This is a genomic window from Paradevosia shaoguanensis, from assembly GCF_016801025.1.
Classification (GTDB): domain Bacteria; phylum Pseudomonadota; class Alphaproteobacteria; order Rhizobiales; family Devosiaceae; genus Paradevosia; species Paradevosia shaoguanensis.
This window is the reverse complement of the sequence record NZ_CP068983.1, coordinates 1,279,246-1,304,710: the sequence shown is the minus strand read 5'-3', so window position 1 is coordinate 1,304,710 and position 25,465 is coordinate 1,279,246. Positions and strand designations below refer to the sequence as shown.

General features: G+C 63.8%; 24 protein-coding genes. 15 read left to right on the top strand and 9 right to left on the bottom strand.

The window, feature by feature from the left end; genetic code table 11:
• The first annotated feature begins 186 nt into the window (after nt 1–186).
• The 5 genes from JNE37_RS06015 to JNE37_RS05995 are packed head-to-tail and all read left to right on the top strand — an operon-like array spanning nt 187 to nt 5,324.
• Nucleotides 187–1,458, top strand: coding sequence for an ABC transporter substrate-binding protein (locus JNE37_RS06015; protein ID WP_203065651.1), 1,272 nt, complete (start codon nt 187–189; stop codon nt 1,456–1,458).
• A gap of 34 nt (nt 1,459–1,492) precedes the next feature.
• The gene (locus tag JNE37_RS06010; protein WP_081840731.1) at nt 1,493–2,530 is read left to right on the top strand and encodes a beta-propeller fold lactonase family protein; all 1,038 of its coding nucleotides are present in this window, start codon (nt 1,493–1,495) and stop codon (nt 2,528–2,530) included.
• The gene (locus tag JNE37_RS06005; RefSeq protein WP_203065650.1) at nt 2,527–3,639 is read left to right on the top strand and encodes a hypothetical protein; all 1,113 of its coding nucleotides are present in this window, start codon (nt 2,527–2,529) and stop codon (nt 3,637–3,639) included. Before JNE37_RS06010 ends, JNE37_RS06005 begins: the two co-directional genes overlap by 4 nt.
• A gap of 15 nt (nt 3,640–3,654) precedes the next feature.
• Entirely contained in the window at nt 3,655–4,455 is an 801-nt protein-coding gene (locus tag JNE37_RS06000; RefSeq protein ID WP_202050246.1) for an ABC transporter ATP-binding protein, read from the top strand.
• Nucleotides 4,452–5,324 carry an ABC transporter permease gene (locus tag JNE37_RS05995; protein WP_197030270.1) on the top strand — a complete coding sequence of 291 codons (873 nt, stop codon included), beginning with the start codon at nt 4,452–4,454 and terminating at the stop codon, nt 5,322–5,324. Before JNE37_RS06000 ends, JNE37_RS05995 begins: the two co-directional genes overlap by 4 nt.
• A gap of 128 nt (nt 5,325–5,452) precedes the next feature.
• Here JNE37_RS05995 and JNE37_RS05990 read toward each other — a convergent pair whose 3' ends face one another.
• The 5 genes from JNE37_RS05990 to JNE37_RS05970 all read right to left on the bottom strand — a co-directional run bounded on the left by JNE37_RS05990 (nt 5,453) and on the right by JNE37_RS05970 (nt 8,496).
• Nucleotides 5,453–6,010: a hypothetical protein gene (locus JNE37_RS05990; RefSeq protein ID WP_035036502.1), complete on the bottom strand. Its 558-nt coding sequence runs from the start codon at nt 6,008–6,010 to the stop codon at nt 5,453–5,455.
• Nucleotides 6,010–6,627 carry a hypothetical protein gene (locus JNE37_RS05985; RefSeq protein ID WP_203065649.1) on the bottom strand — a complete coding sequence of 206 codons (618 nt, stop codon included), beginning with the start codon at nt 6,625–6,627 and terminating at the stop codon, nt 6,010–6,012. The genes JNE37_RS05990 and JNE37_RS05985 overlap by 1 nt, the downstream gene beginning before the upstream one ends.
• Nucleotides 6,624–7,169 (bottom strand): MotA/TolQ/ExbB proton channel family protein, encoded by a 546-nt coding sequence (locus tag JNE37_RS05980; protein ID WP_035036498.1) that lies wholly within the window; start codon nt 7,167–7,169, stop codon nt 6,624–6,626. Before JNE37_RS05980 ends, JNE37_RS05985 begins: the two co-directional genes overlap by 4 nt.
• Before the next feature lie 29 nt (nt 7,170–7,198).
• Nucleotides 7,199–7,939: a DUF1194 domain-containing protein gene (locus JNE37_RS05975; RefSeq protein ID WP_203065648.1), complete on the bottom strand. Its 741-nt coding sequence runs from the start codon at nt 7,937–7,939 to the stop codon at nt 7,199–7,201.
• 155 nt (nt 7,940–8,094) lie between these two features.
• On the bottom strand, nt 8,095–8,496 hold the full coding sequence (locus JNE37_RS05970; RefSeq protein ID WP_052015746.1) for a c-type cytochrome: 402 nt from the start codon (nt 8,494–8,496) through the stop codon (nt 8,095–8,097).
• A gap of 394 nt (nt 8,497–8,890) precedes the next feature.
• On the opposite strand from JNE37_RS05970, the gene JNE37_RS05965 reads away from it, so the two are divergent.
• The 3 genes from JNE37_RS05965 to JNE37_RS05955 all read left to right on the top strand — a co-directional run bounded on the left by JNE37_RS05965 (nt 8,891) and on the right by JNE37_RS05955 (nt 13,063).
• On the top strand, nt 8,891–10,816 hold the full coding sequence (locus tag JNE37_RS05965) for an outer membrane protein assembly factor BamB family protein (RefSeq protein ID WP_203065647.1): 1,926 nt from the start codon (nt 8,891–8,893) through the stop codon (nt 10,814–10,816).
• Between the two features lie 106 nt (nt 10,817–10,922).
• Nucleotides 10,923–11,768 (top strand): quinoprotein dehydrogenase-associated putative ABC transporter substrate-binding protein, encoded by an 846-nt coding sequence (locus tag JNE37_RS05960; protein ID WP_035036491.1) that lies wholly within the window; start codon nt 10,923–10,925, stop codon nt 11,766–11,768.
• On the top strand, nt 11,765–13,063 hold the full coding sequence (locus tag JNE37_RS05955) for an ABC transporter substrate-binding protein (RefSeq protein ID WP_203065646.1): 1,299 nt from the start codon (nt 11,765–11,767) through the stop codon (nt 13,061–13,063). Before JNE37_RS05960 ends, JNE37_RS05955 begins: the two co-directional genes overlap by 4 nt.
• Nucleotides 13,064–13,107: 44 nt before the next feature.
• On the opposite strand, the gene JNE37_RS05950 is transcribed toward JNE37_RS05955, so the two are convergent.
• Nucleotides 13,108–13,557 (bottom strand): pseudoazurin, encoded by a 450-nt coding sequence (locus JNE37_RS05950; RefSeq protein WP_035036486.1) that lies wholly within the window; start codon nt 13,555–13,557, stop codon nt 13,108–13,110.
• Nucleotides 13,558–13,887: 330 nt separating this feature from the next.
• Here JNE37_RS05950 and efeU point away from each other — a divergent pair, with 330 nt between their 5' ends.
• The 5 genes from efeU to JNE37_RS05925 all read left to right on the top strand — a co-directional run bounded on the left by efeU (nt 13,888) and on the right by JNE37_RS05925 (nt 19,508).
• Nucleotides 13,888–14,733: an iron uptake transporter permease EfeU gene (gene efeU, locus JNE37_RS05945; RefSeq protein WP_203065645.1), complete on the top strand. Its 846-nt coding sequence runs from the start codon at nt 13,888–13,890 to the stop codon at nt 14,731–14,733.
• Between the two features lie 3 nt (nt 14,734–14,736).
• Nucleotides 14,737–15,930, top strand: a complete 1,194-nt coding sequence (gene efeO / locus JNE37_RS05940) for an iron uptake system protein EfeO (RefSeq protein WP_203065644.1) — start codon at nt 14,737–14,739, stop codon at nt 15,928–15,930.
• On the top strand, nt 15,930–17,234 hold the full coding sequence (efeB, locus tag JNE37_RS05935) for an iron uptake transporter deferrochelatase/peroxidase subunit (protein WP_203065643.1): 1,305 nt from the start codon (nt 15,930–15,932) through the stop codon (nt 17,232–17,234). The genes efeO (JNE37_RS05940) and efeB overlap by 1 nt, the downstream gene beginning before the upstream one ends.
• Before the next feature lie 14 nt (nt 17,235–17,248).
• Nucleotides 17,249–18,064 carry an iron uptake system protein EfeO gene (gene efeO / locus JNE37_RS05930; RefSeq protein WP_035036476.1) on the top strand — a complete coding sequence of 272 codons (816 nt, stop codon included), beginning with the start codon at nt 17,249–17,251 and terminating at the stop codon, nt 18,062–18,064.
• Between the two features lie 322 nt (nt 18,065–18,386).
• Entirely contained in the window at nt 18,387–19,508 is a 1,122-nt protein-coding gene (locus JNE37_RS05925) for a ring-opening amidohydrolase (RefSeq protein ID WP_203065642.1), read from the top strand.
• Nucleotides 19,509–19,518: 10 nt separating this feature from the next.
• Here the strand turns inward: JNE37_RS05925 and JNE37_RS05920 are convergent, their stop codons facing one another.
• Nucleotides 19,519–19,971 (bottom strand): GNAT family N-acetyltransferase, encoded by a 453-nt coding sequence (locus tag JNE37_RS05920; protein ID WP_246513540.1) that lies wholly within the window; start codon nt 19,969–19,971, stop codon nt 19,519–19,521.
• Nucleotides 19,972–20,290: 319 nt separating this feature from the next.
• On the opposite strand from JNE37_RS05920, the gene JNE37_RS05915 reads away from it, so the two are divergent.
• Together JNE37_RS05915 and JNE37_RS05910 are read left to right on the top strand one after the other, a co-directional pair.
• Nucleotides 20,291–22,396, top strand: a complete 2,106-nt coding sequence (locus tag JNE37_RS05915) for a 4Fe-4S binding protein (protein ID WP_203065641.1) — start codon at nt 20,291–20,293, stop codon at nt 22,394–22,396.
• Nucleotides 22,397–22,407: 11 nt separating this feature from the next.
• Nucleotides 22,408–23,424, top strand: coding sequence for an FAD:protein FMN transferase (locus JNE37_RS05910; protein ID WP_203065640.1), 1,017 nt, complete (start codon nt 22,408–22,410; stop codon nt 23,422–23,424).
• Nucleotides 23,425–23,460: 36 nt separating this feature from the next.
• Here the strand turns inward: JNE37_RS05910 and JNE37_RS05905 are convergent, their stop codons facing one another.
• Entirely contained in the window at nt 23,461–24,315 is an 855-nt protein-coding gene (locus JNE37_RS05905) for a MurR/RpiR family transcriptional regulator (protein ID WP_035036467.1), read from the bottom strand.
• Nucleotides 24,316–24,374: 59 nt separating this feature from the next.
• Entirely contained in the window at nt 24,375–25,448 is a 1,074-nt protein-coding gene (locus JNE37_RS05900; protein ID WP_203065639.1) for a polyamine ABC transporter substrate-binding protein, read from the bottom strand.
• Nucleotides 25,449–25,465: the final 17 nt, after the last annotated feature.

Here is a 25,465-nt window from a genome sequence, read left to right as displayed (position 1 = left end):
GTGGCCTTACATAGTCGCATGGCGAACGGCGGTTCTGTTCGGTATCACTGCGCAGCACGGGCAACTCGACAGCCCGACACATGGAGACGTGTTTTTGAGCCTGATTTGCATTAATTGCGTCGACTATTGCCGGCGGGATACAAATTGATCATCACTGCGCGCCAAGACGCACGTCTCTCTTTCTAGATGTTGCGCTCTCTCCTTTCTCCCACAGCACTGATCATCTGCGGCGTGTTCGCCCAGCCGGTCCTGGCCCAGGCCGAGCCGGCCAAGCAGGTTCATATCGGCGTGATCCTGCCGGCTGCCACCGATCCGCAGAGCCTCGAGGCGTCCGTCGCCAAGGCGGCCCAGCAGGGCGCGGCGATGGCCGAGGAAGAATTCCAGCTCAATGCGAGCATGTTCGAGATGGACTTCGCGGTCGTGACTGCCCAAGCCAATGGCGCCGACGTCGTGGCCGCCGCGGACAGTCTCGTTGCGGACGGCAAGGCCTTTGCCATCGCTGGAGCGTTCGATGCCGAAGAAGGCCGGCTCCTCAGCGACTGGAGCGCGGCCAAAGGCGTGCCCTTCGTCAATCTCTTCGCGGCCGATGACCGGCTGCGCAACGAATTGTGCAAGCCCACGAGCTTCCATGTCGCGCCGAGCGCGGCGATGTATCTGGATTCGCTGGCCGGCTGGTTCGTACGAGCCGGGTTCCGCAACTGGTTTATCGTCGAGGCGGATACGGAAGAGGGCGCAGGGCAATATGCGCGGCTGGGTCGCGCACTCAACGATCGCCATTTCGGGGCCCGTGAAGTCGGGCATGCGGCAGTACCGGCGGGCGGCGCGATCGGCGAGGACGTGCTCGGCAATATTTCCGGGTCGGGCGCCGATGTCGTCGTACTGCTGACGTCGGCCGAAGACCAGCTCACGGCGCTCAAGGCCATGGAGGCGGCAGGCATCAAGCTGATGGTGACCGGCTTCCCCTATCCCGAGACGCAGACGCGCTCCTTCTTTGCGCTTTCCCGTGAGGCTGCGCCCAAGCTCGGCAGCGGCATGCGCGCAACCGCCTGGGAGCCGACGCTCGATGCCTATGGCGCGCGCGAACTCAACGCCCGCTACATGGATCGCTGGGGCGAGCCGATGGAGGCTGCCGCCTGGGCGACCTATCAGGGCGTAAAGGTGTTCTTCGAGGCTGCCATGTTCGGCGGCTCGACCGAGCCCGATGCCGTACTCAATTATCTCAGCGCGCCGACCTCGGTCTTCGACGTCTGGAAGGGGATCGGCACCTCGTTCCGGCCCTGGGACCACCAGCTGCGCCAGCCGCTCTATCTCAGCCAGATCGACGAGACGGCGACCGACGCCAAGCAGATGGGCCTGCTCGTCGGCGAACTGCCTGCCATTTACATGCCCGGTACCGATCCGGTCGAACGCCTCGACCAGATGGGTGACCTGGCCTCGCAAAGCCAGTGCCGCTTCTAGGGCTGGCCAAAAACAACACCAGGGGAGAACTCGAATGAGGTTGTTAGCGCAACCAGGGCGCGTGAAAACTTTGGCGGCGATCAGCACGGCGACGCTGCTGCTGAGCCTGCCGGCCTTCGCGGAGGAGACCTACCGCGTCTATGTCGCCAACGAATTCGGCGCCGATATTTCGGTGATCGACTCGGCGACCGGCGAGCCCATCAAGACCATCACCATTTCCGATCGCCCGGGCGAAGTGCGCCCGCGCGGGATGGCCGTCTCCCCCGACGGCAAGATCATCTATGTGGCGGTGAGCGACTTCTATCCGCAGCGCGAGACGCCGGAAGACAAGATCCTCGCCATCGACGTCGAGACCAACGAGAAGCTGAGCGAATTCCGCGCGGGCGGCAATCCGGAGCGCCTCGCCGTTTCGCCGGACGGCAAGCAGATCTGGGCCTCGCTCGAAGCCATCGCTTCGGGCGCCGGCTATGACGTCGCGACCGGCAAGCAGTTTGCACTGCACAAGGTGGGCATCGAGGCCGAAGGCGTCGCCGTGAGCCCGGACGGCAAGTGGGTCTACATCACTGCCGAAGCCACTCATACGGTGAGCATCATCGACGTGGCTAACAACAAGGTGGTCAAGCACCTCCTCGTCGGCAACCGTCCGCGCGTGGTCGAGTTCTCGCTCGACGGCAAGCGCGCCTATGTGTCAGCCGAGATCGGCGGCACCATTTCGGTGATCGATACCGAAAAGCAGGCCGTCATCGAATCCATCAACCTGGGCCTCGATTCCCGCCCGGTGGAACTGGCTGTGGCGCCCGATGGCAAGCGGCTCTACGTCGCCGGCGGCGGCACCAGCGCGGTCTACGTCATCGACACCGAGACCAATGCGGTCGTCCAGACCATCAAGGAGCAGATGGGCCGGCGCCCCTGGGGTATCTCGATCACGCCCGACGGCAAGCGCGTCTTCACGGCCAATGGCCTCTCCGACAGCGTCTCGATCATCGATACCGACACCCTCAAGGTGATTGCCAATGTTCCAGCCGGCCGCGGCGCACACTCGGCCGAAGTAGGGGTGGTGCCGTCCAAATGACCCGACCGATCAATCTTCTCGCCGCGCTGCTGCTCGGCACCGTGAGCCTGCCCGGCGTGGCCGTGGCGCAGCAATATGCCAATAGCCCGTTCTACGAACACACGGTCGATCTCAGCCGTGCCTATGGGCTCGAATCCATCGGCCTGCGGCTCGATCTCGCGGCAGCCTTCAAGGCGCCTTATGACGACGAGCTGATCGAGACCATCGAAGGCGTGACCGGCCCGGCTTTCGCCCGCTTCGAGGGGACGCTCGAGGAGCGCAATCCCGAGCTGGCCAAGTCGCTGTCCGCTGCGCTGCACGAGGTTTCCGAGGCTGTCGAGGAAGGCGAGGACCCGACCGAGGCCGTCGCCGAGGCGCGCGAACTGCTCGAGCAGGCTTATGGCGTGGTGATCGACGCGGACCTGCGCGCCAACCCGGCCTTCAAGGGCGGCATCATCCTCAACCTGCTGCTGGCCGAGGAAGGCGTGGCGGAGGGCTACGAGGAAGCCGTCGAGAACAACGAGCCCTGGGAATATCCCAATGGCTGGGCCGCGCTGCAGCGTGTCAAGGCGCTCTGGAACGAGGTCAAGGTTTCGGCCGACCCCGAGCACGTCGCCGACGGGCAGGAGATGCTCGACCTCCTCGATACGCTCTACCCGCAGGCGCAGCCGCCCGCTTCCGTTGCCGGCCTCAATCCGGAAGAAGCCGAAAGCCCGTCCCAGCGCCTGGGCGGTATCGTCGAGACGGTGGTGAACGCCGATCTCTATCCCGGTCGCGACCTGGCGCGGCTTGTCGGGCATCTGGGTGAACTGACGGCTTCGGCCTGCGCGGTCTATCCCAAGGAAGACGAGGTTGCCGCCGAGACGATCTACGCCGTCTTCGACCTCTATTCGGCCCATGTCGAGCAGGTAGCGGGTCTCTTCTCGCCCGAAGTGCAGGAGCGCGCCTCCGGTCTCTTCGGCGCCATGATCGCCGCTGACGACGATGATGATGACGACGGCGAAGAGGCTGCGACGACCGAAGCCAGCAACGACGATGGGGATGACGACGATGTGGCGTTGTCTGCCGTCGAGGCCTGTGGTGAATTGGCCGAAGCATTCACCGAACTCAAGACCGTGTTCGGTGGTTAGTCCGAGGATGGTAACTTGGTTGCGGCAATCGCAGTCCAAAGCGTGCGCTACAACTATGGCGACCACGTTGCAGTCGATGACCTGTCATTGAACGTCGAGAATGGCGAATTCTTCGCCATTCTCGGACCCAATGGCGCGGGCAAGACGACTTTGCTCAATATGCTCATGACGGTGACCCGTCCGCGCGGCGGGCAGATCAGCGTCATGGGCCATGATGTCGTCACCCAAACCGAGGCGGTGCGGCGGGCGCTGGGCGTCGTGTTCCAGGACCCGGCCCTCGACGATCGCCTGACGGCGGCCGAAAATCTCGAAATCCACGCCGTGCTCTATGCGCTGCCCAAGGCGGGGCGCCGCGAGGCGGTGCGCAGCGCGCTCGAATGGGCGCAGCTGGAGCAGGCCGGCTCCAAGCCCGTGCGCTCGTTCTCGGGCGGCATGAAGCGGCGGCTGGAGCTGGCGCGGGCGCTGATGCACAAGCCGTCGGTGCTGCTGCTCGACGAACCCACGATCGGGCTCGACCCGCAGGGGCGGCGGCACCTCTGGGAGCGTATCGGGAGCCTGCGGGCGCAGGGCATGACCGTGCTCATGACCACGCACAACCTGAGCGAGGCGGAAGCCTGCGACCGCGTCGGCATCATCGATCGCGGCAAGCTGGTGGCCATCGGCGCACCGGCCGAGCTGATCGCCGCGACGCCAGAGGCCTCCTCGCTCGAAGACGTCTTTATCGCCATCACCGGCAAGCAGCTTTTCGACGACAGCGCCTCCGGGCGCGATCGGCTGCTCAGCTTTGCCAAGCAAGGTGGGGAATTCACCCAGTGAACGCACTTGGATTGAACCCGGGTGTCGTCGGCATCATGTGGAAACGCGAGATGCTGCGCTACGGGCGGGACCGCTCGCAGATCTTCGGCGCGATCTCGCGCACCATTCTCTGGCTGGTGATTCTGGGCTTCGGGCTCGGCGCGGCCCTGCGCGAGATCGAGGGCTATAGCTATGCCCAATACATCCTGCCGGGCGTGATTACGCTCAACGTGCTGTTCAGCTCGCTCCAATGCGCGATCTCGCTGGTCTGGGATCGCGAGGTGGGGCTGCTGCGCTCGGTGATCGTCTCGCCGGCGCCGATGCTGTCGGTGACGCTGGGCAAGCTCTTCGGCGGGGCGACCATCGCTACGATCCAGGGCGCGATCCCGCTGCTCTTCATTCCGGTTCTGGGCGTGCGCGTCTCGCCGCAGACGATCGTCGGGGCGCTGGCCATCATGTTCGTGATGGGCGTGGCGATCACCGCCTTCGGCATTATCGTTGCTTCGCGCCTCAAGACGTTCGAGGGGTTCGGCGCCATTTCCAACGGCATCATCCAGCCGCTCTATTTCCTCTCCGGCTCGATCTTCCCGCTGCGCGGGGTGATCGGGGGCGTCGGCTTCCTCGATATACCGGCGCATCTGCGCGATGAACTGAGGCAGCTGGGGATATTCGCGATCGGCGGGGGCTGGGTGGTGCAGCTCCCCGTATTCATCCAGGTGCTGGTCTATATGAACCCGGTCAGCTACCAGCTCGATCTGCTGCGCTATGTGCTGCTGGATTTCCAGCAATTGCCGCTCTGGGCGGACTTCGCGGTGACCTTCGGGCTCGCGCCCGTGCTGGCGGTCGGGGCCGCCGCGTCGGTCAAGACCATGCTGGACAAGCGGCGGTAGGGGGCCCTGCGGAGGGAGCCGTGGGCCCCGGCTCTTCGGCCGGGGAAGTGCAGTGGTGGGGACGGGGAAGAGCTCAGAGCTCTAGAGCCTAGAGCCTAGAGCCTAGAGCCTAGAGCCTAGAGCTTGCCCTAGTCCTTGAGCGGGAAATCGTTCTGGCCGACATAGACCGAGGCGCCCGAGGAGGTGCCGTAGCTGCTGGTGCCGGTGCCGCCGCCGCCTGCGCCACCCGCGCCACCGTCGGGGCCTTCATTGTGCTCGCGCTGGACTACGCCATCGCCGCGCTCGGGCTGGGCGTTGAGGTCGAGCATGAGTTTGCCCCCGGTCTGCCGGCTTGCTTCCTTGGCTTTGTAAAGGCCAGCGGCCATGGATTCGCTCCAGTCGAGCGCAAGGTTCATGGGGATATTGTTGCTGTTGCGGGCCCAGATGTAGATCGCGACATCGGGCACGGTCTCGAAGGAGATGATTTCGACCTGCGCGGTCTCGAAAGGATAGGCGAGGGCGTTCATCGAGGTGGCGTGCCGGGGATAGCCGGTGAGCATGCCCGAGCCATAGGCCACGGCGACAACCACCGCGATCCAGCAGAGCGAGAGGGCGATGGCGCCGCGGATGTTGCGTGCCGCAAAGACGATGGCGAGCGCGGTGAGCGCGGTGAAGCCGATGAGGATGGCACTGACCCAGGCAACCATCAGCGGCCTCCCCGCACGGTGAATTCGAGCTTGGGCATGATGTTCTCCTGGTAATTGGAGATCGAGGTGGGATCCACCTTGCCCTCGACCACGAGGAACCGCGCCAGGGTCTTTTCCACCTGCACGGCATCGAGCACGACCTTTTGGGACAAGGCCTGCTCGGAAGGCCCGTTGACGGTCTTGAAGTCCTTCATGTTGACGATGAGGTTCACCTCGACCGGCAATTGTCCGTCATTGAGGGCATAGACATAGGCGTTGACCACATACCAGCCGTCGGGAACGGCGCGGCTGAAGGCGTGCTCGAAATTGATCCCGGTCGTGTCGTTGAGAAGACCGCGATCGTCGCGCACGAGGTTGAAGGCGCGGGTGGCCGAATTGCGGAAGAAGATGACTTCGTCGTTCGGGTCCTTGATCATCAGGTCCACGTCGACATTGTTCGTACTCGGCCAGACGAGCTCGACATACATCTGCCCCGGCTGGTCGATGGCCCCGGTCTCTTCCTCGGGCTTGGGATGCACGTGCGCGATGAGGATCGCGGTGATCAGCAGGAAGACCAGCAGGCAGTTGAAGACGATGTCGCGGAAAACGACATTCGCCGAGGAAACGCTGGGCCTCATGCGGCGACGGGCCTCTTGAGGGTCCGCAATTGCAACTGGTTCATCGCGCCGGTGAGGATGAGGATGTTAAAGCCCAGCCAGATGTCGCCGATGCTGCCGATGAGCGTGGTGTAGAACGCGATGCCCACGCCCTGAAGGATCGTGCCAAGGCTCGCCAGCATGGTGGGCAGGTCGGCCATGGTGTTGGGGTCGATGCCGTTGAGCCCGAAGATGAAGCCCACCACCGTGCCGATGAGGCCCAGCACCACCAGCGAGTACCCCATATAGACGATCGGGTTGAGGCGGTTCTCGAAGGTCAACTGCACGAATTCGGACGTCTGCCCGACCCACCAGGTGCTTTCGTGCAGTTCATCGTCGATCTGCCTGGCGCGGTAGAAGACCAGCCCCATGGCCACGATGAAGATCGCGGTGATGAGATAGACGATATTGGTCGAATCGGCCGCGTAGGATTTCTGGACGAGGCCGAAGACCCAGGCGAAGAACAGCGCGACCAGCGGGACGATATTGAAGGCGATCAGCTTGGCGATTGTGCGGTATTTCACCAGGTGTCCTGTTCTGACTGCGGCTGCATCTAGTTGCTGTTGAGGGTGAGCACGCGCACCAGCGCGTTCTTGAGGTCTTCTTCACTGCGCGCCCAGACCACGAAATTGCCGGGGCCGCGCGCCACGAATTTTCGGTAATAGGTTTCGAGCTCGTATTCGTCCGCCGATTCCAGCGCGATGCCGACAATGGTCGTCTTGAGCCAGCTCGAGATTTCTTCGCTGATCGGATAGGGCGGAAAGCCCACATTGTTGGGCCCGTCACCGCTGACGATGATGATCGTCTGGACGGCCTGGATCTTGGTCTTTTCGATCATCTGGCCGGCCTTGCTCAGCCCGAGCCCGATACTGGTGGAATCCGGCCGGAAGCGCGGAACGGTGCGCAGCTTTGCGGCAAAGGCCTCGATATTGGAGGGATCGATGATCGTCCAGTCGAGCGAAACCGAGACGCGCGAGCTGAACTGCACGAGAGCCATGGCGATCGAGGAATTCTTGCCCTCGGCGATGGCTTCTATCGATTCGTCGGAGAGAAAGGCGTCGGCGAAGCCATTGAGCTGCCAGCTATAATGCTCATCGGTCATGCTCCGCGAGGAATCGATGAGCAGGATAATGCGCTTGTCGACCATCGGCGGCGGCTTGGCGGTTGCCGCAGCCTGCGCCAGGGCAGGGCCGGCGAGAAGGCCGAAGGCGATGCACAGGGCCAGACAGATACGCGCCAGCAGCCACGTCGCGGCGCCGGTTAATCTTCGGGTCTGGTTAATGAAAACTGCCATCCGCGCCAGCCGAAACCGGTTTTGGCCGGTGAGAAAGTGGCTGCGGGATGCGAGCCCGATCTCGCAGCTGCGAGGCAATGGAGGGCTCCGCGCCGGTGAAGGCGCGGGCCCTGCGAGCCGGAAAAAGCGCTATCGGGGATAGCGCTTAAATCAGCTTAGTTGGAGGTTTCCGTACGGCGCAGCTCGACCGAACGCGGCAGGACGATGCCGGCCTTGTTGCCCCAGGAATTGCGGATATAGGTCGCAACCTGAGCAACCTGCTCGTCGGTCAGCACCGGAGCGAACGGCGGCATGCCGTGGTCGGTGGCGCCGAACAGGACCTGGTTGATCACTGCGGCGCGGCCATTCACGAAGCCGTTCTTGGCCAGGGCCGGACCACTGCCGCCCTCGCCATTGGCACCATGGCAAGCACTGCAATAGTCATTGAAAACGACTTCACCCTGCTTGATGTAGGCCTCTTTGGTCGCTTCGTCATTGGCGGGCTGTGCAAATGCGGCCCCCGACGTCATGACCGTCAAGGCGAGCGCAGCAGCCCAGCTCTTCACGAAACTCGTCAACGGATATCCTCCCTTAGTAGCATACGGCTCAACTGCGTTGCGGCCGATCAATCAAGCACTGTTTTGGTGCTACCGAAATACAAGCATGTAAAATGCAATTGTTGTGGGTTTTGCTGGAATAGCTGATTCGACAATCTTTTCAAGCTCACCACGCACCAACCGGCATTTTGCGCCTCGACAAAACAGCAGCACGCTGCGACTATAAACAGCAGGCGCCCGGTGGTTGCGTCAAGGGGGAAGGATATTCTTATAAGACACATAGTTTGTCTTTATGTAATTCCCTCTAGGAGATGATAGGCTTAGAACCAGAATGGGGGCCGAGACATTCGTCTATGGCGTGCTCGTATAGTGGTTTAGGCTCTGAAATGGAGGAGTTAAAATTATTATCAAGGCTTTGAAAAACATCGCCTTTTCGGCAGCCGTGGTGGCGGGCGTCTGTTCCGGTGCCCTGGCCAACGAGGACGTGCTGAAGCTTCAGGCGGATCCGGCCAACAACGTGATGCCCAGCATCACCTACAATGGCTGGAACTTCAGCCAGCTCGACCAGATCACCCTCGACAACGTCAACAAGCTGAGGGTCGACTGGACGTTCCAGATCGGCGTTGCGGACGAAGCCCAGGCCCCGCCGCTCGTCGTCGGCGATACGATGTACATCGCTACGCCCAAGCCCAACCGCATCTACGCGCTGGACCTGAGCGACGCGGGCGCCATCAAGTGGGAATTCCGCGCTGATTCGTCGAACCTGTCCGAAGTCACGCCGCTGGCGTGCTGCGGTGCACAGACGCGCGGCATCAACTACGCCGAAGGCAAGCTGTTCTTCCAGTCGCTGGGTGGCAAGGTCTACTCGCTCGACGCCGAGACCGGCGCTCTGCTTTGGGAAAAGCAGGCGACCGACATCAAGGCCGCCGAGACGATGGTCGGCAACGGCATCGTGATCAAGGATCTCTACATCGCCGGCATGGCTGGTGGTGAATACGGCGCCCGTGGCTACGTGGTCGCTTTCGACATCAATACCGGTGAAGAAAAGTGGCGCTACTACAGCATGGGCCCGAACAAGGACGTGGGCATCGGCCCGCGCTTCAAGCCCTTCTACAAGTTCGACCAGATCGAGAACCCGGCGGAAGCCTCCTGGTTCGAAGATTCCTGGAAGCACGGTGGCGGCACCAACTGGGGCTACTTCACCTACGATCCCGAACTGAACATGTTCTACCACTCGACCGGTAACTGCGGTCCGTGGAACCCGGACTATCGTCGTCCGTGGGGTGAGCTCGACCTGGACGCAAATGGCGTTCTGCAGAGCTACCGCTCGAACTACTGCGCCTCGATCCTGGCTCGCGATGCCACCACCGGTGAGCTCATCTGGGCCTACAACGTGACGCCGCAGGACCAGTGGGACCTTGACGAGCCCAACATCAACCCGCTCGTCGATCTCGAGATCAATGGCGTGAAGCACAAGGCGCTCGTCCGCGCTGCCCGTAACGGCTACTTCTACGTCCTCGACCGTACCACCGGCGAACTCCTCAACGATCCCTGGCCGTTTGTTCACCAGAACATCATCAAGGGCATCGACAAGGCCACCGGCAGCCCGATGTACAACATCGACACCATGCTGTTCACCAACGCCGAAGACCGGCTGAAGTACACGCAGGCTGGCGCTCTGACCGAGAAGGACAAGGCGATCGCCGCCGAGGAAGCCGAGCTTTATGGCGAAGACGCCGGCGACGCGCCCTCGGGCACGGAAGCAGTCATCTGCCCGACCATCGCTGCCCGTAACTGGGAAAACGACGCCTACTCGCCCTCCACTGGCCTGCTCTATACCAGCGTCCAGTTCGGTTGCCGCTCCATGCGCATGACCGAAGGCCAGTACGTCTACCCGATGACGGCCGAAGGCTATAAGCTGTTCGAATGGACCGGCGAGAAGTTCTGGGTCGACCGCGACGGCAACAAGACCGACGTGAAGAACCAGCTTCAGGCCAACGATCCGGTTACCGGCAAGACCGTCTGGAGCATCGACTACGTCCAGCCGTCCCAGGACCCGATCATGGCAACCGCCACGGACATCCTGTTCGTGGGTGGCGACGACAAGGGTGCGTTCCGCGCGATCAACGCCAAGACCGGTGAAGTGGTCTGGGAGTTCCGTACCGGTAACAACACCTCGGTCTCCCCGGTCACCTACATGCACGACGGCAAGCAGTACATCGCCGTCATCGCCAGCGCCCGTCCGGGTGTCCTGCCGGTGGCCGCCGATGCGGCTCCTGACGCAGTGAACCGCTACCAGCGCGAAGGCAGCACGCTCTACGTGTTCGCCCTCGGCGAGTAAGGCTCAAGTTTGGTGCGGCGGCCATTGAGCCGCTGCATCGAACCGACGACAATACGCCCGGCTGGCCCCACGGCCTGCCGGGTTTGTTTTAAGCTGGAGTTGTAAGATGATCCTGTCCCTGCAGCGCCTTCTTGCGCGCGCTTGCAGACGTTCGGCGACCGCCCTCGTGCTGGCCGGACTCGCGACCGTTTCCGCCAATGCCTGGGAAATGCGCGTCTGCGCCGACCCCAATTACATGCCGCAATCGCACGGCACGGGCCAGGGCTATGAAAACCGGATCGCGCAGGTTCTCGCCGACGAGATGGGCGCCAAGCTCACCTATCAATGGTGGACGCTCTCCCCGAGCATGATCACCGAGCAGCTTCGCGAGGGCAATTGCGACATGATGATCGGCGTGCCGGACGGGCGCGACGGCGTCATTCCGACCATCGCCTATTACCGCAGCCCCTATGCCTTCGTTTATCGCGACGGCGAGGGCTATGACATTTCCACGTTCGATGACGCCGTGCTGGGCGATCTCAAGCTCGGCGTGACCACGGCCACGGACAACCCGCACCTGGCGCTCAACAAGCGCGGCCATTCACGCAATGTCGTCGAAAGCTACGTGACGCGCGACCCCAACCCGGAAGGTCCGTTCGCGACGCTGGTTGAATCGGTGGCGCGCAAGGAGATCGACGTGGCCGTGCCATGGGGCCCGGTCGCCGGCTATTATGCGGCGCGGCAGAACCCGCCGCTCAAGGTCGTGCCGGTTCCCGAATTCGACATGCCCTTCGTCCCGATGTACCGCACCATCGTGATCGCCGTCCGCACCGGCGATGAATCGCTGCGCGACCAGCTCGACGTCGCCATCGCCAAGCGCTGGGACGACATCTACGCCATCCTGGACGAATACCACGTACCGACGCTCTTCCTGCCTCGGCCGACCCTGAGCATCGAGGAGCAGAAGCCGTGACCCTTTCGAGACGCGCTTTCCTGGCGGCCGGCGCCGCCGCCCTGTCGCTGCCCGCCATCGGCCGGATCAATGCCGCCGAAGCCAAGGCAGTCCGCATCGGCACTGTCTTTCCGTCCAAGACCGGTCCCTCCTTCGTGCGGGCCTCGGTCAACGACTTCATCGGCGACGGCGGCCGCATGGGCGCGATGCTGGCCGAAAGCCAGCTCGGCGGCGTGGCGGAAGCCAATGGCCTGCAGCTCAAGCTCCTGACCGCGACCTCGCCGACCGTCGAGGCGGCGGTGCGTGCCGGAGAACGGCTGGTGGAAACGGGCGACATCTGCGCGCTGGTCGGCGGCATCGGCGACGGGCAGGCGCATGAGCTGGCCAAGATCGCGGCCAAGGCCAAGATCCCGTTCTTCAATGTCGGGGAAACCGACGACGCGCTGCGCGGGGCCGGCTGCAGCCGCTACGTCTTCCACGTCGAAGCCAGTGACGCGATGTATCTCGACGCCATGGCCATGGTGGCGCTCGCCCAGGGCCAGAAGAAGTGGCACGTCGTTACCGACACGACCCGCCGTGGCAAGGCCATGCTGGCGCGGCTGAAAACGGCAGCCGGTAAGGTCGGCGCGACCGTGGTTGGCGAGACTGCGGTGCCGGCGGCGCTCTCGATCTATTACGACGATGTGGACCGCATGAAGGATACCGAGGCCGATCTCGTGATCGTCTTGCTGCAGGCCTTCGACCAGTTCAGCTTCATCCTCCAGATGGAAGAGGCGGGCATCAAGGTGCCGGTCTCGAGCTTCCCGCACACGATCACGCAGACTCGCGACTTCATCGCCGCGGCGCGCTATCGCCTGCCCACGCTCAACCCGCGCCTGCGCGTGGCGCTCTGGGAAACCACCAACCCGGCGCCGGACGCTCATGCCTTCAACGAACTCATCCGCGCGCAATGGGGCGAGGGCGCCGATCCGACCGCCTGGTCGTCCTATCACGCCATCAAGATCATCCTTGAAACGGTGATGGCGACCGGCTCGACCGAGGCCGAGGCCCTGATCGATCATCTCGAAAAGCCCGACTCCGCTTTCGATGCGCTCAAGGGAACCAAGCTCTCCTTCCGCCCGTGGGACCATCAACTGCGTCAGCCGCTCTATACGGTGGCGATCGACCAGGACGCGGAATGGTCGCGCATGGACCTCGATTCCCGCATCAACGTCGCAAAGCTCGACGGCTCGCTGCCATCGGGCGAGGCGGGCGCGGACCCGCAAGCTTGGCTCGATAGCCTGGGCGACCTGGGTGAAGGCACCTGCGGCGCCTAAAACCAAAAGAGCGGCCCGGCAGATGATCCTGCCGGGCCGTTTGCCTATTTCGCGGCTTCGAGCTGGGTGAAGATCGCCTCGAACCGGTCGGCAGCCTTGCCCGGTTGCTTGACGCCCTTGGCCTCGTCGAGGTTCGTCGGCTCGCCCACCACGATCATGGCCACCATGCCCATGCCGTAATGCGGCGTGCAGCGGATGCCGTAGATCCCGTCTTTCTCGAAAGTGAAGCTGAAATCCTTGCCGATCGGGCTTTTGAAGGCTTCGGCGCCTTCCGGGAACATGCCCGGAATGGTCTCGGCGTTGTGGCCCTTGCTGGCGGCGATGAAGTGCACGGTGTCGCCGGGCTGAATCTGGGTCAGGGCGGGTTCGAACACCATCGGGCTGCCGTCCGAGCCCTTGTTGAGCATCTTAACCTCGAAATCGGCGGCAAGCGCAGGAAGGCTCGAAAGTGCCGCGACGACGAGACCGGCGAGCGTGAGACGGGTTAGGCGCATGATCAGGTTCCTCAGTCCAATAATATGAGTATAATAATCATGTTTATAAATGCGCGATCAACCGTTGTCATGCTCGGGGGCGAGAAGGGCGGCCTGAGCGGCGTTGCGAAGAGCCCGTGTTTCCATGGTTTCAGCGGCGCTTCCGCGTCGCGGTGCCGCATGCGGTCAGCGCTGGCATGGGGGCTTTGCCCGTCGGCGGCATCGTCGGTGTCCTCGGCCGACTGTCTCAGCGGGTGGACGCCTGCTCAAACTTAACCCTTGCGCTCAGGTTTTCCTGGTTCTAGGTAGGTAGCCCCGGGCCGGGCAAGACCCGGTGCTAGAAGGTTAGCCATGCTTGTCCCATTCCTGATCATGCTGCGCGAGGGCATCGAGGCCGCGCTGATTGTCGGTATCGTCGCCGGATATCTCAAGCAGACAGGACGATCGGGCTTCATGCCGATAGTCTGGATCGGGATCCTGCTCGCCGTCGCGCTGTCGCTTTTCGTCGGCGCCGGGCTGCAGTTCGCCAAGGCCGAATTTCCGCAGAAGACCCAGGAATTGTTCGAGGCCATTGTCGGGCTCGTCGCCGTGGCGATGCTGGTCAGCATGGTGTTCTGGATGCGCAGGGCTTCGCGCTCCATCAAGTCCGAATTGCAGGGCTCCATCGACCGCGCCTTCGACGGTCATCACGCCTCGACCTTCGCGCTGATCGGCATGATCTTCCTGGCGGTGGCGCGCGAGGGCGTGGAATCCGTGTTCTTCCTGCTCGCCGTCTTCCAGCAGTCCGAAGGCGCGCAGGCGCCGCTCGGGGCGCTGCTGGGCATCCTGGTCTCGGCCGCGATCGGCTACGGCATCTATGCCGGCGGCATCAAGCTGAACCTGCGCAAATTCTTCCGCTGGACCGGCGTTTTCATCCTGATCGTCGCGGCGGGCATTATCGCCGGCGCGGTACGCTCGCTCCATGAGGCGGGTATCTGGAACGGGCTGCAGGCGATCGCCTTCGATCTCAGCGGCGTGCTGCCGGTCGATAGCCCGCTGGGTACGGTGTTTGCCGGCCTCCTCGGCTATCAGGACACGCCCACGATCGGCGAAGTGCTGGTCTATGTCGTCTTCCTCGCCGTCACGCTGCTGTTGTTCCTGATGCCGACCAGCCCGCGCCCGGCCGTTCCCTCCAATGCAGCGCCGACCCGTTCCTGATCGATGAGCCCTCCTTCCGCTTCTCAACCGCAAGGCAATCTGCAATCCGGGCTTGTCCGCTTCGGGCTGGCCGGTGCCATCCTGCTGGTCCTGCTCGGCGGCGCCGCCTTCTATTACACTTCGACGTTGCGCGGAGGCGACGACGCCTCGGCCAAGGCGCTGCGCGTCACCATCAGCGCCAATGCCTGCGACCCCAACGAGTTGACCGTGCCGGCCGGTACGACGCTGTTCGAGATCGCCAATGCCTCGGACCGCGCCGTCGAATGGGAAATTCTCGATGGCGTCATGGTGGTCGAGGAGCGCGAGAATATCGCCCCGGGCTTCGTCCAGAGCCTTTCTGCCAAGCTCAAGCCCGGCGACTACGCCATTACCTGCGGCCTGCTGAGCAATCCGCGCGGCGTGCTGCACGTGACGCCTTCTGCTGCCGCCGATGCCGAAGCGGCCGCGCAGCCCACACTGACCGCCTTTATCGGGCCGCTGGCCGAATACAAGGTGTTCCTGACGCTCAAATCCAACGCCTTCGTCAAGGCTGTCGGCGCGCTGTCCGACGCCGTCAAGGCTGGCGACGTCGAAACGGCGAAGGCGCTCTACCCCGCCGCGCGCGCCGCCTATGCCGAGATCGAGCCCGAGGCAGCGCGCTTCGCCGATCTCCACAACAGCATCGATGGCATCGCCGACTACCTCGCCCAGCGCGAGGCCGATCCGGCCTTCACCGGTCTTCACCGTATCGAATACGGGCTTTTTGCGCAGAACAGTGTCGATGGCCTTGCCTCGGTTGCCGACAAGCTGGTGGCTGACGCAGCTACGCTCCAGCAGCGCCTCAAGGAAGTGAAGGCGCAGCCGGCAGACCTCGCGGGCAATGCCGAGCGGCTGGCCTCGGCTGCAGCCAGCGCCATCGTCGCCGGCGAGGATCACTATGCCAATACCGACCTCGTCGCCATCGCTGCCAACGTCTCGAGCATGCGCAAGGTCGTGGGGCTTCTTGGTCCTGTCGCGCCGACCGGCGCCAAGGATCTCGTGGCGAACCTCGATGCAGATGTGAAGGCGCTCGAGGCCAAGCTCGACGCCTTGCGCAAGGGCGATGGCTTTGTGCCTTACACCGACGCCTCGGTCGAGGCCCGGCAGGGGCTGGCACAGGGCTTTTCTACGCTCGCCGAGCATCTGGGGGCGCTCAACGCCGCCCTGGGGTTGAGCTGATGGGGGTGGACGATCCGGAGGACAAAGGCCTTTCGACCAACCGGCGCCGGTTGCTGCTGGGGCTCGGTGCGGCTGGAGGATTGCTGGCCAGCAGTTCTGCTCTGGCCGTCACAGCTACAGACCCGGCCAGCCAGGTCGCCGATGCGCCTGAAAGCGACGAGACGCAGGAGGCGCAGGCCTTCCATGGCGTCCACCAGTCGGGCGTCGTTACGCCGCGGCCGGCCTTCGGCATGGTGGCGAGTTTCGATGTGCTGGCGCGAGATCGCGCCGGGCTCGAGCGCCTTTTCAAGACTCTCACCAGCCGCATCGCTTTCCTCATGCGCGGTGGGGACGTGCCTGAGCTCGACCCCAAGCTGCCGCCTGCCGATTCCGGCATTCTGGGGCCGGTCGTCGCGCCCAACAACCTCACCATCACGGTGTCGGTCGGCGCCTCGCTTTTCGATGATCGCTTCGGGCTGGCGGCGGCGAGGCCCAGGACGCTCGATCGCATGAGCGCCTTCAAGAACGACGCGCTCAATGCCCGGCTCTGCCACGGCGATATCTGCGTGCAGATGAGCTCGAACGGCGCGGACACCAACATGTATGCGCTGCGCGACATCATAAAGAACCTGCCCGACCTGCTCCTGCTGCGCTGGCAGCAGGAGGGTTCGGTGCCGGTGCTGCCGGCCAAGCCGGGCGCGCATCACGAAAGCGCCCGCAACTTCCTGGGCTTCCGCGACGGCTCGGCCAATCCGGATTCGCGCGACGAGGCGGAGATGAACCGCCTGGTCTGGGTGCAGCCCGAGAGCGGCGAGCCGGAATGGGCTGTTGGCGGCACCTACCAGGCCGTGCGCATCATCCGCAATTTCGTCGAGCGCTGGGACCGCACGCCACTGCGCGAGCAGGAGCGGATTTTCGGCCGCCGCAAGGCGACGGGCGCGCCGTTCACCGGCCAGGTCGAAAGCGATGTGCCCGACTACAGCAACGACCCCAAGGGCGAGGTGACCGCCCTCGACGCCCATATCCGGCTGGCCAACCCACGCACCCATGCCGCGCGCGAAAACCTCATCCTGCGGCGCCCGTTCAACTATTCCAATGGCGTGGCCAGCAATGGCCAGCTCGACCAGGGACTGCTCTTCATCTGCTACCAGCAGGATCTCGAACGCGGCTTCATCGCCGTGCAGAACCTGCTCAACGGCGAACCGCTCGAGGAATACATCAAGCCCGTCGGCGGCGGTTACTTCTTCGTCCTTCCCGGTGTCGTCGATGACACCGACTACCTCGGCCGCAACCTGCTGGCAGCGACCGCTTCACCTGCAACCTGAACCTGGAGCGCTCAATGAAGCCCCTACTGCCCGCTGCCTTCGCAGTCCTGTCCCTCGGCATCGCCTCGCCTGCCATGGCCGAAGTCTCCGCCCTCGACCTTGTGCAGCCCATCTCGGACTACAAGCTCTACGTCTCCGAGCACTTGGCGACCCTGGTCGACAACACCAAGGCCTTCACCGACGCCGTCAAGGCAGGCGATATCGACAAGGCCAAGGCGCTCTTCGCGCCAACCCGCATCGACTACGAAAGCATCGAGCCTATCGCCGAGCTCTTCAGCGACCTCGACGCCGCGATCGACTCGCGCGCCGACGACCATGAGCAGGCCGAGAAAGACCCGGGCTTCACAGGTTTCCACCGCCTCGAATATGCGCTCTTTGCGGAAAACACGACCGAGGGCGTCGGCGAGTTTGCCGACAAGCTGATGCAGGACGTGACCGACCTCAATAGCCGCATTGCCGACCTCACCTTCCCGCCCAACGTCGTGGTGGGCGGTGCGGCCGCGCTGATGGAGGAAGTCGCCGCCACCAAGATCTCGGGCGAGGAAGACCGCTACAGCCACACCGACCTCTGGGACTTCAAGGGCAATTTCGACGGCTCGCGCAAGATATTCGAGCTGGTCAAGCCGCTGCTCACCGACGACGCCGACTTCGTCGCCAAGGTGGACGACAACTTCAATACGGTCGACGCCACCCTCGCCAAGTACAAGGAAGGCGACGGTTATCAGTCCTACGACAAGCTGAGCGAAGACGACCGCCGCGTCCTGGCGGGCGCCGTCAATACGCTGGCCGAAGACCTCTCGACGCTCCAGGGCAAGCTCGGCCTGGAATAAGCGCTTCGCACTCCGCTCCATGCGGCGGAGGTGTGAATCGGATACAATAACTGAACTGACGGTGATCTTCCGATGGTCCACGGACCCTCGGGGGATCGCTGCTTTGCGCTGGGGAAATGGATGACAGCGCGTGACTTGCGTGAACGAGCACCAGCGTCATTACGCCGTGCGGGTAGATGTCGGTACCGGACGGATGAGGGGACGCGTGCTGCCGCGTGAAGGTTTGCTACAAAGTTTGTATCACGAAATTAGAATTTATGTATACAGTTTGTCAGGCGGCGCCTAAAGTGGGGTGCTGATCGACTGAAGTGAGAGAACTCAGATGACCGATGACGGACTCGTACCCATTATTGACGCCTTCCGCGTCCCGCTGGACCACAGCTCCGACAGCTCTGGCCTGGAGCGGCTCGTGGCCGAGGGGCGGCTGCGGCCCGATGACATCATCGCGGTGACCGGCAAGACCGAAGGCTGGCAACCTGGCGAAACGAGCCGGCTCGACGCCGACCGCGCGGTCCGTCGCTTCCTTCTCGATCGCGGCACGCGCTCGGCTGACGCCATCAACCAGATCCCGATGGTCTTCACCACCGGTGGCATCGGCATGCTGACGCCGCACGTCGTGGTCTATACCCGTACCCGCGGCGAGCCCTCCAACGACAGCGCCGGCCGACTGGCAATGGGCGTCACGCGTTCCGAGATCGTCCGTCCGGAATGGCTGGCGAGCACGCAACTGATCGAGGCCAATGTCAGGGCGATCCGCGCAGGCGCGCAGGATGCCGGGATCGATCCGAGCGCCATCGAATATGTCGTCGGCAAGGCCTATTACCCGACCCAGCAGGACTTCACTGAGGCCCGCGCGGCCGCACACAAGATTCCCGAATACGACGACAAGACCCTCTTCCGTCGGGCAAGCGGCTCGGCCGGCCTCGCCGTCGCCGTTACCGCCGATGGCCTGGCGATGCCGTCGGCCGACGACATCGGCGAAAAGCTCGACCTCTGGACGGGCAAGGTCGCGGTATCGGCCAATCCCTGGGAGCCGGTGGGCGGCGAAGGCCCGCAGACCCAGCTGGTGGTGATGGGCAACCGCGTGGGCGCCGGCGGCCGGCTGCGTGTCGGCCATTCCGCCATGGCCGATACGCTCGACATCGACGCGCTTACCCGCGCGCTGCGGCGCGCCGGGCTCGACGTCGGTCCGGGGCCGCTCTCGGCCGAGCATCGCGCACGTGTCGTCGCCGTCTATGTGAAGTTCAGCGCGACGCCGGACGGTCGCCTGCGTGGGCGCCGCCAGGTCATGGAAAATCCGCAATATGTGAACCAGGTAAAGGCCGCGCTGGGTGGCATGTTCTCGGCCATGCTGCAGGACAATCTGGTGTGGATCTCCGCCGGGGCCACCCATCAGGGGCCGGTCGGCGGCGGCACGGTGGCGGTGGTCGTCGACGTAAGCTGACGGTTGGCGGCTACTCCGAGAGCCGCTTTTCCAACTCCATGGCCGGGGCAAGCGTCGTCATGACCGCCCCGGTTACGTCATACCCCGAGGCTTCATAGAACGGCCGCGCCCGTTCGCCAGCGACGACGTGTACCGAACGCGCGCCTGAGGCGATTGCACGGCGTTCCGCTTCCGCCAGCAGCAGCTTCCCTATTCCTCTTCGCCACGCCTCGGGCGCGACAAACAGGTCTTCAAGTTCGGCCCGGGCAGCACCCTCGTGACGGAGGATCGTCGCGAAACCGACGACATCTCCCGAAGCTTCGGCGACGATAATATGCGGCAGATGCGCAGCTGGAACTTCACGGGCTTCGCGCATCGCGAGCAGTTCTTCGACGTGATCTCCCCAGGCCAGCGAAGAGCGCAGCTTGAGGGCGCCGAGAATATCCCGGTCTTCGTCTCGCGCTGGTCTAGTGACAATCGCCACGCTCAACTCCTATTGTGGGGGTGCGGTCGCAATTCTATGCGTCCTCAAACCTGTGCGTAAAATTGTCGGGACAAAGGCCGCGCGCTTGCGGCAGTCTCGCAAATCCAGTCAGGTTCAGGGCAAGTTAAAGGGCGCGCACTACTACAGTAAACGCCTGCGTCTTTTAATTCCGACTAACCCTAGAGCCTTGCCTGCCATGACCGCACTATTTCCCCCCGAAAATCGCCCTAGGAAAATCGAGGCGCAGGCTGGGCGTCCGGCGCATAGTACGAAAAGGGCCGGCCCGCTGGTTCAGGTCTTCTCAAGGCTCTTTAGAATATTGGCGGCAATTCTGCTGGTCGCCGCCGCGAGCAGCGCCTGGGCACAGGAGAGCGCTCCACTCGGCGGGCGCGCTTCGCCGGCCATGCTCAAGGAGTTCTTCCCGACGGCCGACCGGTTCGAGCTGTCCGAAGGGGAGCCGCCCTACTACCGCGTCTATGCCGGCGAGGAGCAGGTCGGCTACCTCTATTCCACCCTCGATGTGGTGCGGGCGCGCAGCTATTCCTCGACACCTTTCGACGCGATCGTCGGCATGGACATGGCCGGCAACCTGACCGGCGCCAAGGTCATCAAGTTCCACGACCCCTATCTCCAGGGCTTTCCGGAGCGTGTCGAACGGCTCGGCAATTTCATGGATGCCCATGTCGGCTATTCGGTCGAGGCGACGACGCCCGCTCCGTTGAAGCCCGATTTCGTGCAGGGCACCACGGTTTCAGCGCGCACCATGCGCGCGGGCATCCTGGATGCAGGACGCGTCATCCTGCAGGCCAACGATCCGCGCCCACAGGTAACCGCGCCGACGCTCGACCGGCAGGGTTTTGGGCTGCGCAACTGGAAGCAGCTTCTGGAGATGGGCGCTGTTTCTGACCGCGTCGTTACCTTCGGCGACGTTGCCGCTGCTTTCGCCGCTGATGGCGTTACGTCCGCCGCGATGGACGTGCCGCTCGACAAGGCCAAGCCGGAAAGCCGCTATACCGAACTGGTCTTTGCATTGGTGACGCCGTCCATCATCGGCCGAAACGTCCTCATTCCGGATGCCTACGCCAAGGTGCAGGCGGCGCCGGATGATGTGGTGATGCTCGCCGTCATGTCGGGCGGCTACTACGATTTCCGCGGCAGCCAGTATCAATCGGCCGAGTTCGGCCACAAGTTCGATCGCGTCCGGCTGGTGCAGGGTGATCTCAAGCTCGATTTCCACGAAAGCGACTTCGAGCGGGTAGGGGCATCGCTCGGCTTCTCGGGCGGGCCGATTCTTTCAGAGGCCGGACTTTTCACCATTCCGCTCAGCTCCGGCTTCGATCCCCTCGCGCCGTTCGATCTCGTGCTCATGGTGCAGGCGACCGACGCAGCAGGCGCCGAGCATATTGTCGAGTTCCCCGTTGCCTACAAGGTGCCCAACGAGGCCCTGCTTCTGCCCTATGTTGCGCCGTTGCCGGCCTGGGCGGAGGCATGGCTTTCCTCGTGGCTCGACCTCGCCATCCTGGCTGTCGCGCTGACGGCGCTGACGCTGATCTTTGTCTTCCAGGCGCGTTTGAGCCAGAACCGGCAGCTCCACAAATGGATCCGCAACGGCTTCCTGGTCTTCACGCTCGTATGGCTAGGCTGGATCGCCGGCGGGCAGCTCTCGATCGTCCACATCGTCAACTACCTCAAGGGACCGTTCGACGGCGCCGATCTCGGCTTCTATCTCGCCGAACCGCTGATCGTCGTCATCTCGATCTACGTGCTGCTCTCGCTGTTCCTGATCGGACGCGGCGTCTTCTGCGGCTGGCTGTGCCCGTTCGGGGCCTTGCAGGAACTGACCTCCAAGCTCGGCCGGCTCCTGCGCCTGCCGGTGTGGAACCCGTCCGAAAATATGCAGCGCTGGATGTGGCTACCCAAATACGGGCTCGCCGCACTGGTCATCGGTACGGCTTTCGCCGCGCCGGAAGTCCTGGCCAGCGTCGAGGAGGTCGAGCCCTTCAAGACCGCGATCACGTCGACCTTCACCCGGCCCTGGCCCTATGTCGCCTATGCCGTGGCGCTGCTGGTCATGGGACTCTTCACCGAGCGCTTCTTCTGTCGCTTCCTGTGCCCGCTCGGTGGCGTGCTTGCGCTGGGCGACCGGCTGCACCTCTTCACCTTCCTCAAGCGCCGCGCGCAATGCGGCACCGGCGGCTGCCATCTCTGCGAGCGCTCGTGCCCGGTCAAGGCCATCGAGAGCAGCGGCAAGATCATCATGTCCGAGTGCTTCCAGTGCCTCGATTGCCAGGTCGAGTATTACGACGACCACCGCTGCCCGCCGCTGGCGCAGGCGCGCAAGCAGCGCGAGCGCGCGGCTCGCGTCAGCACCCACGAGCCGCTCGTCCTGACGCGCAACGGCGCTACGCCGCCGGCGACGGCATAAGGGGAAGCACCATGACCACACGCGATCTTCCCCTTGCCGCGCCGCACATGCCCTCGCGGCGACAGGCCCTCAAGATACTGGCTGCCTCTGCCGCATTGCCGGTCGGCGCCATCGGCTTCCGCATGTTCGGGCCGCAGCCGACCTTCCACGAATGGCACGGCGAAGCCCTGGGAGCGGCCTCCTCGCTCAGCCTCTGGCACTCCAATGCCGGCCATGCACAGCGCACGCTCGCGCGCATGGTCTCGGAGGTCGCCCGGCTCGAAGCCGTCTTCAGCCTCTATCAGCCCGATAGCGAGCTATCGCGCCTCAACCGCGACGGCGTCCTCACCAATGCCTCGCGCGATATGGTCGCCGTTCTCGAAACCTCGCGCGCCATCGCGTCGGCCAGCAACGGCGCGTTCGATCCGACCGTGCAACCGCTCTGGACGCTCTATCAGGATCACTTCGCGCAGCCGGGTGCCGATCCCTCGGGCCCGTCCCCCAAGGCCATCGCGGCGGCGCGCGGCCTCGTCGACTATCAACGCATCGATGTCTCCAGTCGCGGCGTGCGCCTCGCATCGCAAGGCATGGCTCTGACGCTCAACGGCATTGCCCAGGGCTACATCACCGACGTCGTCGCCGATCTCTTGCGCAACGAAGGTTTTGACCACGTCGTCGTAGAGCTGGGCGAAACACGCGTCCTCGGCACCCACCCCGACGGTCGCCCCTGGCGCGTCGGCCTGCGCGATGCCAGCGGCGGCGCCGGCAGGACGCTCGAACTGGTCAATGAATCCTCAGCCACCTCTGGTGGCTACGGCACCGTATTCGACCTCTCAGGTGAGCATCACCACATCTTCGACCCCAATACCGGCCAGAGCGCCCACCGGCTGACCGAAGTCGTCGTCACCGCCCCCCGCGCCACCGACGCCGACGCGCTCGCCACCGCCCTCTTCGTCGCCGGCGAGGACCGAGCGGCCAAGGTGCTGGCGACGGTGCCGGGTGCACGGGCATTGCTGACGCGTATGGATGGAACGGTGGTGCGGGTCTAAACGGACGCTGCGGTCCGCAACATCGCCATCGGAGCGCTATTCGAAGTCCCCGAACTGATCCTGCAAGTGGGTCAGTGCTTCCACGCGATCGCTGGCGCTGTGGCCTAGCTCGACCACGACGTTGCTGATGAGGAGGTCCATCACAGCGGTGAGGGCGGCGGCGCCGTCCCAGAGGGGGCCGTGGGCGCCGGGGAGGACGAGGGGGATGTCGGAGACTTCGTTGGCCCAGGGGCAGAATTCGTCGGTCATGAAGATGACGGTGACGCCGGCCTTTCGTGCGGCTTCTGCGAGAGGGCGCGCCTTTGAGGCGAAGCGGCGGACGTCGAAGAGGAAGAGGCAGCGGCCCTCGACCGACTGGTCGAGGATTTCGGCATAGGTGCCGTTGAGGCCGTCCGAGAAGGTGACGCCGGGGCGGGAATAGGAAAGCTGGGCGGCGAAGTATTGGGCGATGCCGCGCACGTTCTGGTAGGCGGCGACGTAGACCTCGCTTGCCGAGACCAGGGTTTCGACCGCTCTTTGCCATTCGGGCGCGACGGTGAGTTCGTAGATGTGGCCGAGATTGTCCATCTGCTGCTGGATGAGGCCGGCGAGAAGCTTGCCTTCCTTGATGTCCGCCTGGAGCCGCTCCATCTGGCCCTTGACCTGCCAGGCCGGATTGTTCGAGGCGCCGCGGCGCAGCTCGGCCTTGAGTTCATCAAGGCCGTCAAAGCCCAGCCGCCGCAGGTAGCGTCCGACAGTCATCGGGCTGACGCCCACGCGCCCGGCGATCGACCGGGCCGTCTCGAACGGCAGCTCGGCGATATTGCGCTCCATATAGTTGGCGATCAGCTTGTCCGAATTGGATTGCCGCAGCCGGTCGCTGCGCAGACGCTCCAGTATGGCCTTGGACATGCTTCACCTTCAGGACGAGACCGATCCGAGCCTTAAGGTCCAGACCGGCCGGGTCAAGCCTATTCGGCCGTCTTGATCTTGGTCCAGGTGCGGTCATAGAGCCGCACCGCCTGCCCGAGATCGGAGAAAATCTGCAGCCGTTTCATCACATCCTCGGGCGGATTAATCTCCTTGCTTTCAGCGATCTGGGGCGGGGTCATGGTCCGCGCGGGAACGTTTGCGGTGCCATTGGTCTGCTGGGCGATGTTGAGCGCCACGATCTCGGGCTTGGTATAGAACTCGAGGAATTTCCTGGCATTGTCCTTGTTGGGCGACGTCTTGAGGACACAGATATCCTCTTGGTACATCGTCGCCCCTTCCTCCGGGATCACATAGCCTTCGAGGTCGGGATTGGCGAAGACGTCGATCATCGCACCGACAAAGGCGTGCGCCGCCGCAAGCTCGCCCGCCATGACCATCGGCCGGGTATCGTAGCTGAAGGCGGAGACGACCGGCTTCATGGCGATGACCGTCTCGGCCGCCTGGGCCAGATCGTTGGGGTCCGTCGTATTGACGTCCTTGCCGTTGAGAATGAGGCCGACGCTGATCACCTCGCGCATGTCGTCGAGAAGACCGATCTTGAGGCCCTTCTCCTTGACCGTCGCCAGGAGATCGTTCCAGCCGGTGATGTCCTTACCGAGCACCTTCTTGTTGTAGACGATGCCAACGGTGCCCCAGGCATAGGGCAGGCAATACTCGCCCTGCGGGTCGCTCTTGGCGCGCAGGAAGGCCGGATCGATGTTCTTGAAGCCTTCGTACCGATTGATGTCGGTCTTCTCGAGCAGGTCGAGCTTGGCCATGATGTCCTGCATCCAGACCGACGGAAACACGATGTCGTAGCCTGTGGTGCCACCCTGGACCTTGGCCAGCATTTCCTCATTGGAGGAATAGGTGGAGAGGTTCACCTTGATGCCGGTTTCGGCTTCGAAAGCCTTGAGCACTTCCGGGTTGATGTATTCGCCCCAGTTGAAGACGTTGAGTTCCCCGGCTGCCGAAGCGGCGCCGGCGAGGCTCAGGGCGGCGGCGGTTCCGAGCAGCAGGCCGCGGGCCAGGCGCTGCAATGCGGACAGCCTGTTCGTCTTGCGCGTTGTCATCGCGATTTTCCCCTTTC

Coding starts and splice junctions, on each gene's coding strand:
- JNE37_RS06015 (WP_203065651.1), top strand. CDS start 187: ATGTTGCGCTCTCTCCTTTCTCCCACAGCACTGATCATCTGCGGCGTG.
- JNE37_RS06010 (WP_081840731.1), top strand. CDS start 1,493: ATGAGGTTGTTAGCGCAACCAGGGCGCGTGAAAACTTTGGCGGCGATC.
- JNE37_RS06005 (WP_203065650.1), top strand. CDS start 2,527: ATGACCCGACCGATCAATCTTCTCGCCGCGCTGCTGCTCGGCACCGTG.
- JNE37_RS05990 (WP_035036502.1), bottom strand. CDS start 6,010: ATGGTTGCCTGGGTCAGTGCCATCCTCATCGGCTTCACCGCGCTCACC.
- JNE37_RS05985 (WP_203065649.1), bottom strand. CDS start 6,627: ATGAGGCCCAGCGTTTCCTCGGCGAATGTCGTTTTCCGCGACATCGTC.
- JNE37_RS05975 (WP_203065648.1), bottom strand. CDS start 7,939: ATGGCAGTTTTCATTAACCAGACCCGAAGATTAACCGGCGCCGCGACG.
- JNE37_RS05960 (WP_035036491.1), top strand. CDS start 10,923: ATGATCCTGTCCCTGCAGCGCCTTCTTGCGCGCGCTTGCAGACGTTCG.
- JNE37_RS05950 (WP_035036486.1), bottom strand. CDS start 13,557: ATGCGCCTAACCCGTCTCACGCTCGCCGGTCTCGTCGTCGCGGCACTT.
- efeU (WP_203065645.1), top strand. CDS start 13,888: ATGCTTGTCCCATTCCTGATCATGCTGCGCGAGGGCATCGAGGCCGCG.
- efeO (WP_203065644.1), top strand. CDS start 14,737: ATGAGCCCTCCTTCCGCTTCTCAACCGCAAGGCAATCTGCAATCCGGG.
- efeB (WP_203065643.1), top strand. CDS start 15,930: ATGGGGGTGGACGATCCGGAGGACAAAGGCCTTTCGACCAACCGGCGC.
- efeO (WP_035036476.1), top strand. CDS start 17,249: ATGAAGCCCCTACTGCCCGCTGCCTTCGCAGTCCTGTCCCTCGGCATC.
- JNE37_RS05925 (WP_203065642.1), top strand. CDS start 18,387: ATGACCGATGACGGACTCGTACCCATTATTGACGCCTTCCGCGTCCCG.
- JNE37_RS05910 (WP_203065640.1), top strand. CDS start 22,408: ATGACCACACGCGATCTTCCCCTTGCCGCGCCGCACATGCCCTCGCGG.
- JNE37_RS05905 (WP_035036467.1), bottom strand. CDS start 24,315: ATGTCCAAGGCCATACTGGAGCGTCTGCGCAGCGACCGGCTGCGGCAA.
- JNE37_RS05900 (WP_203065639.1), bottom strand. CDS start 25,448: ATGACAACGCGCAAGACGAACAGGCTGTCCGCATTGCAGCGCCTGGCC.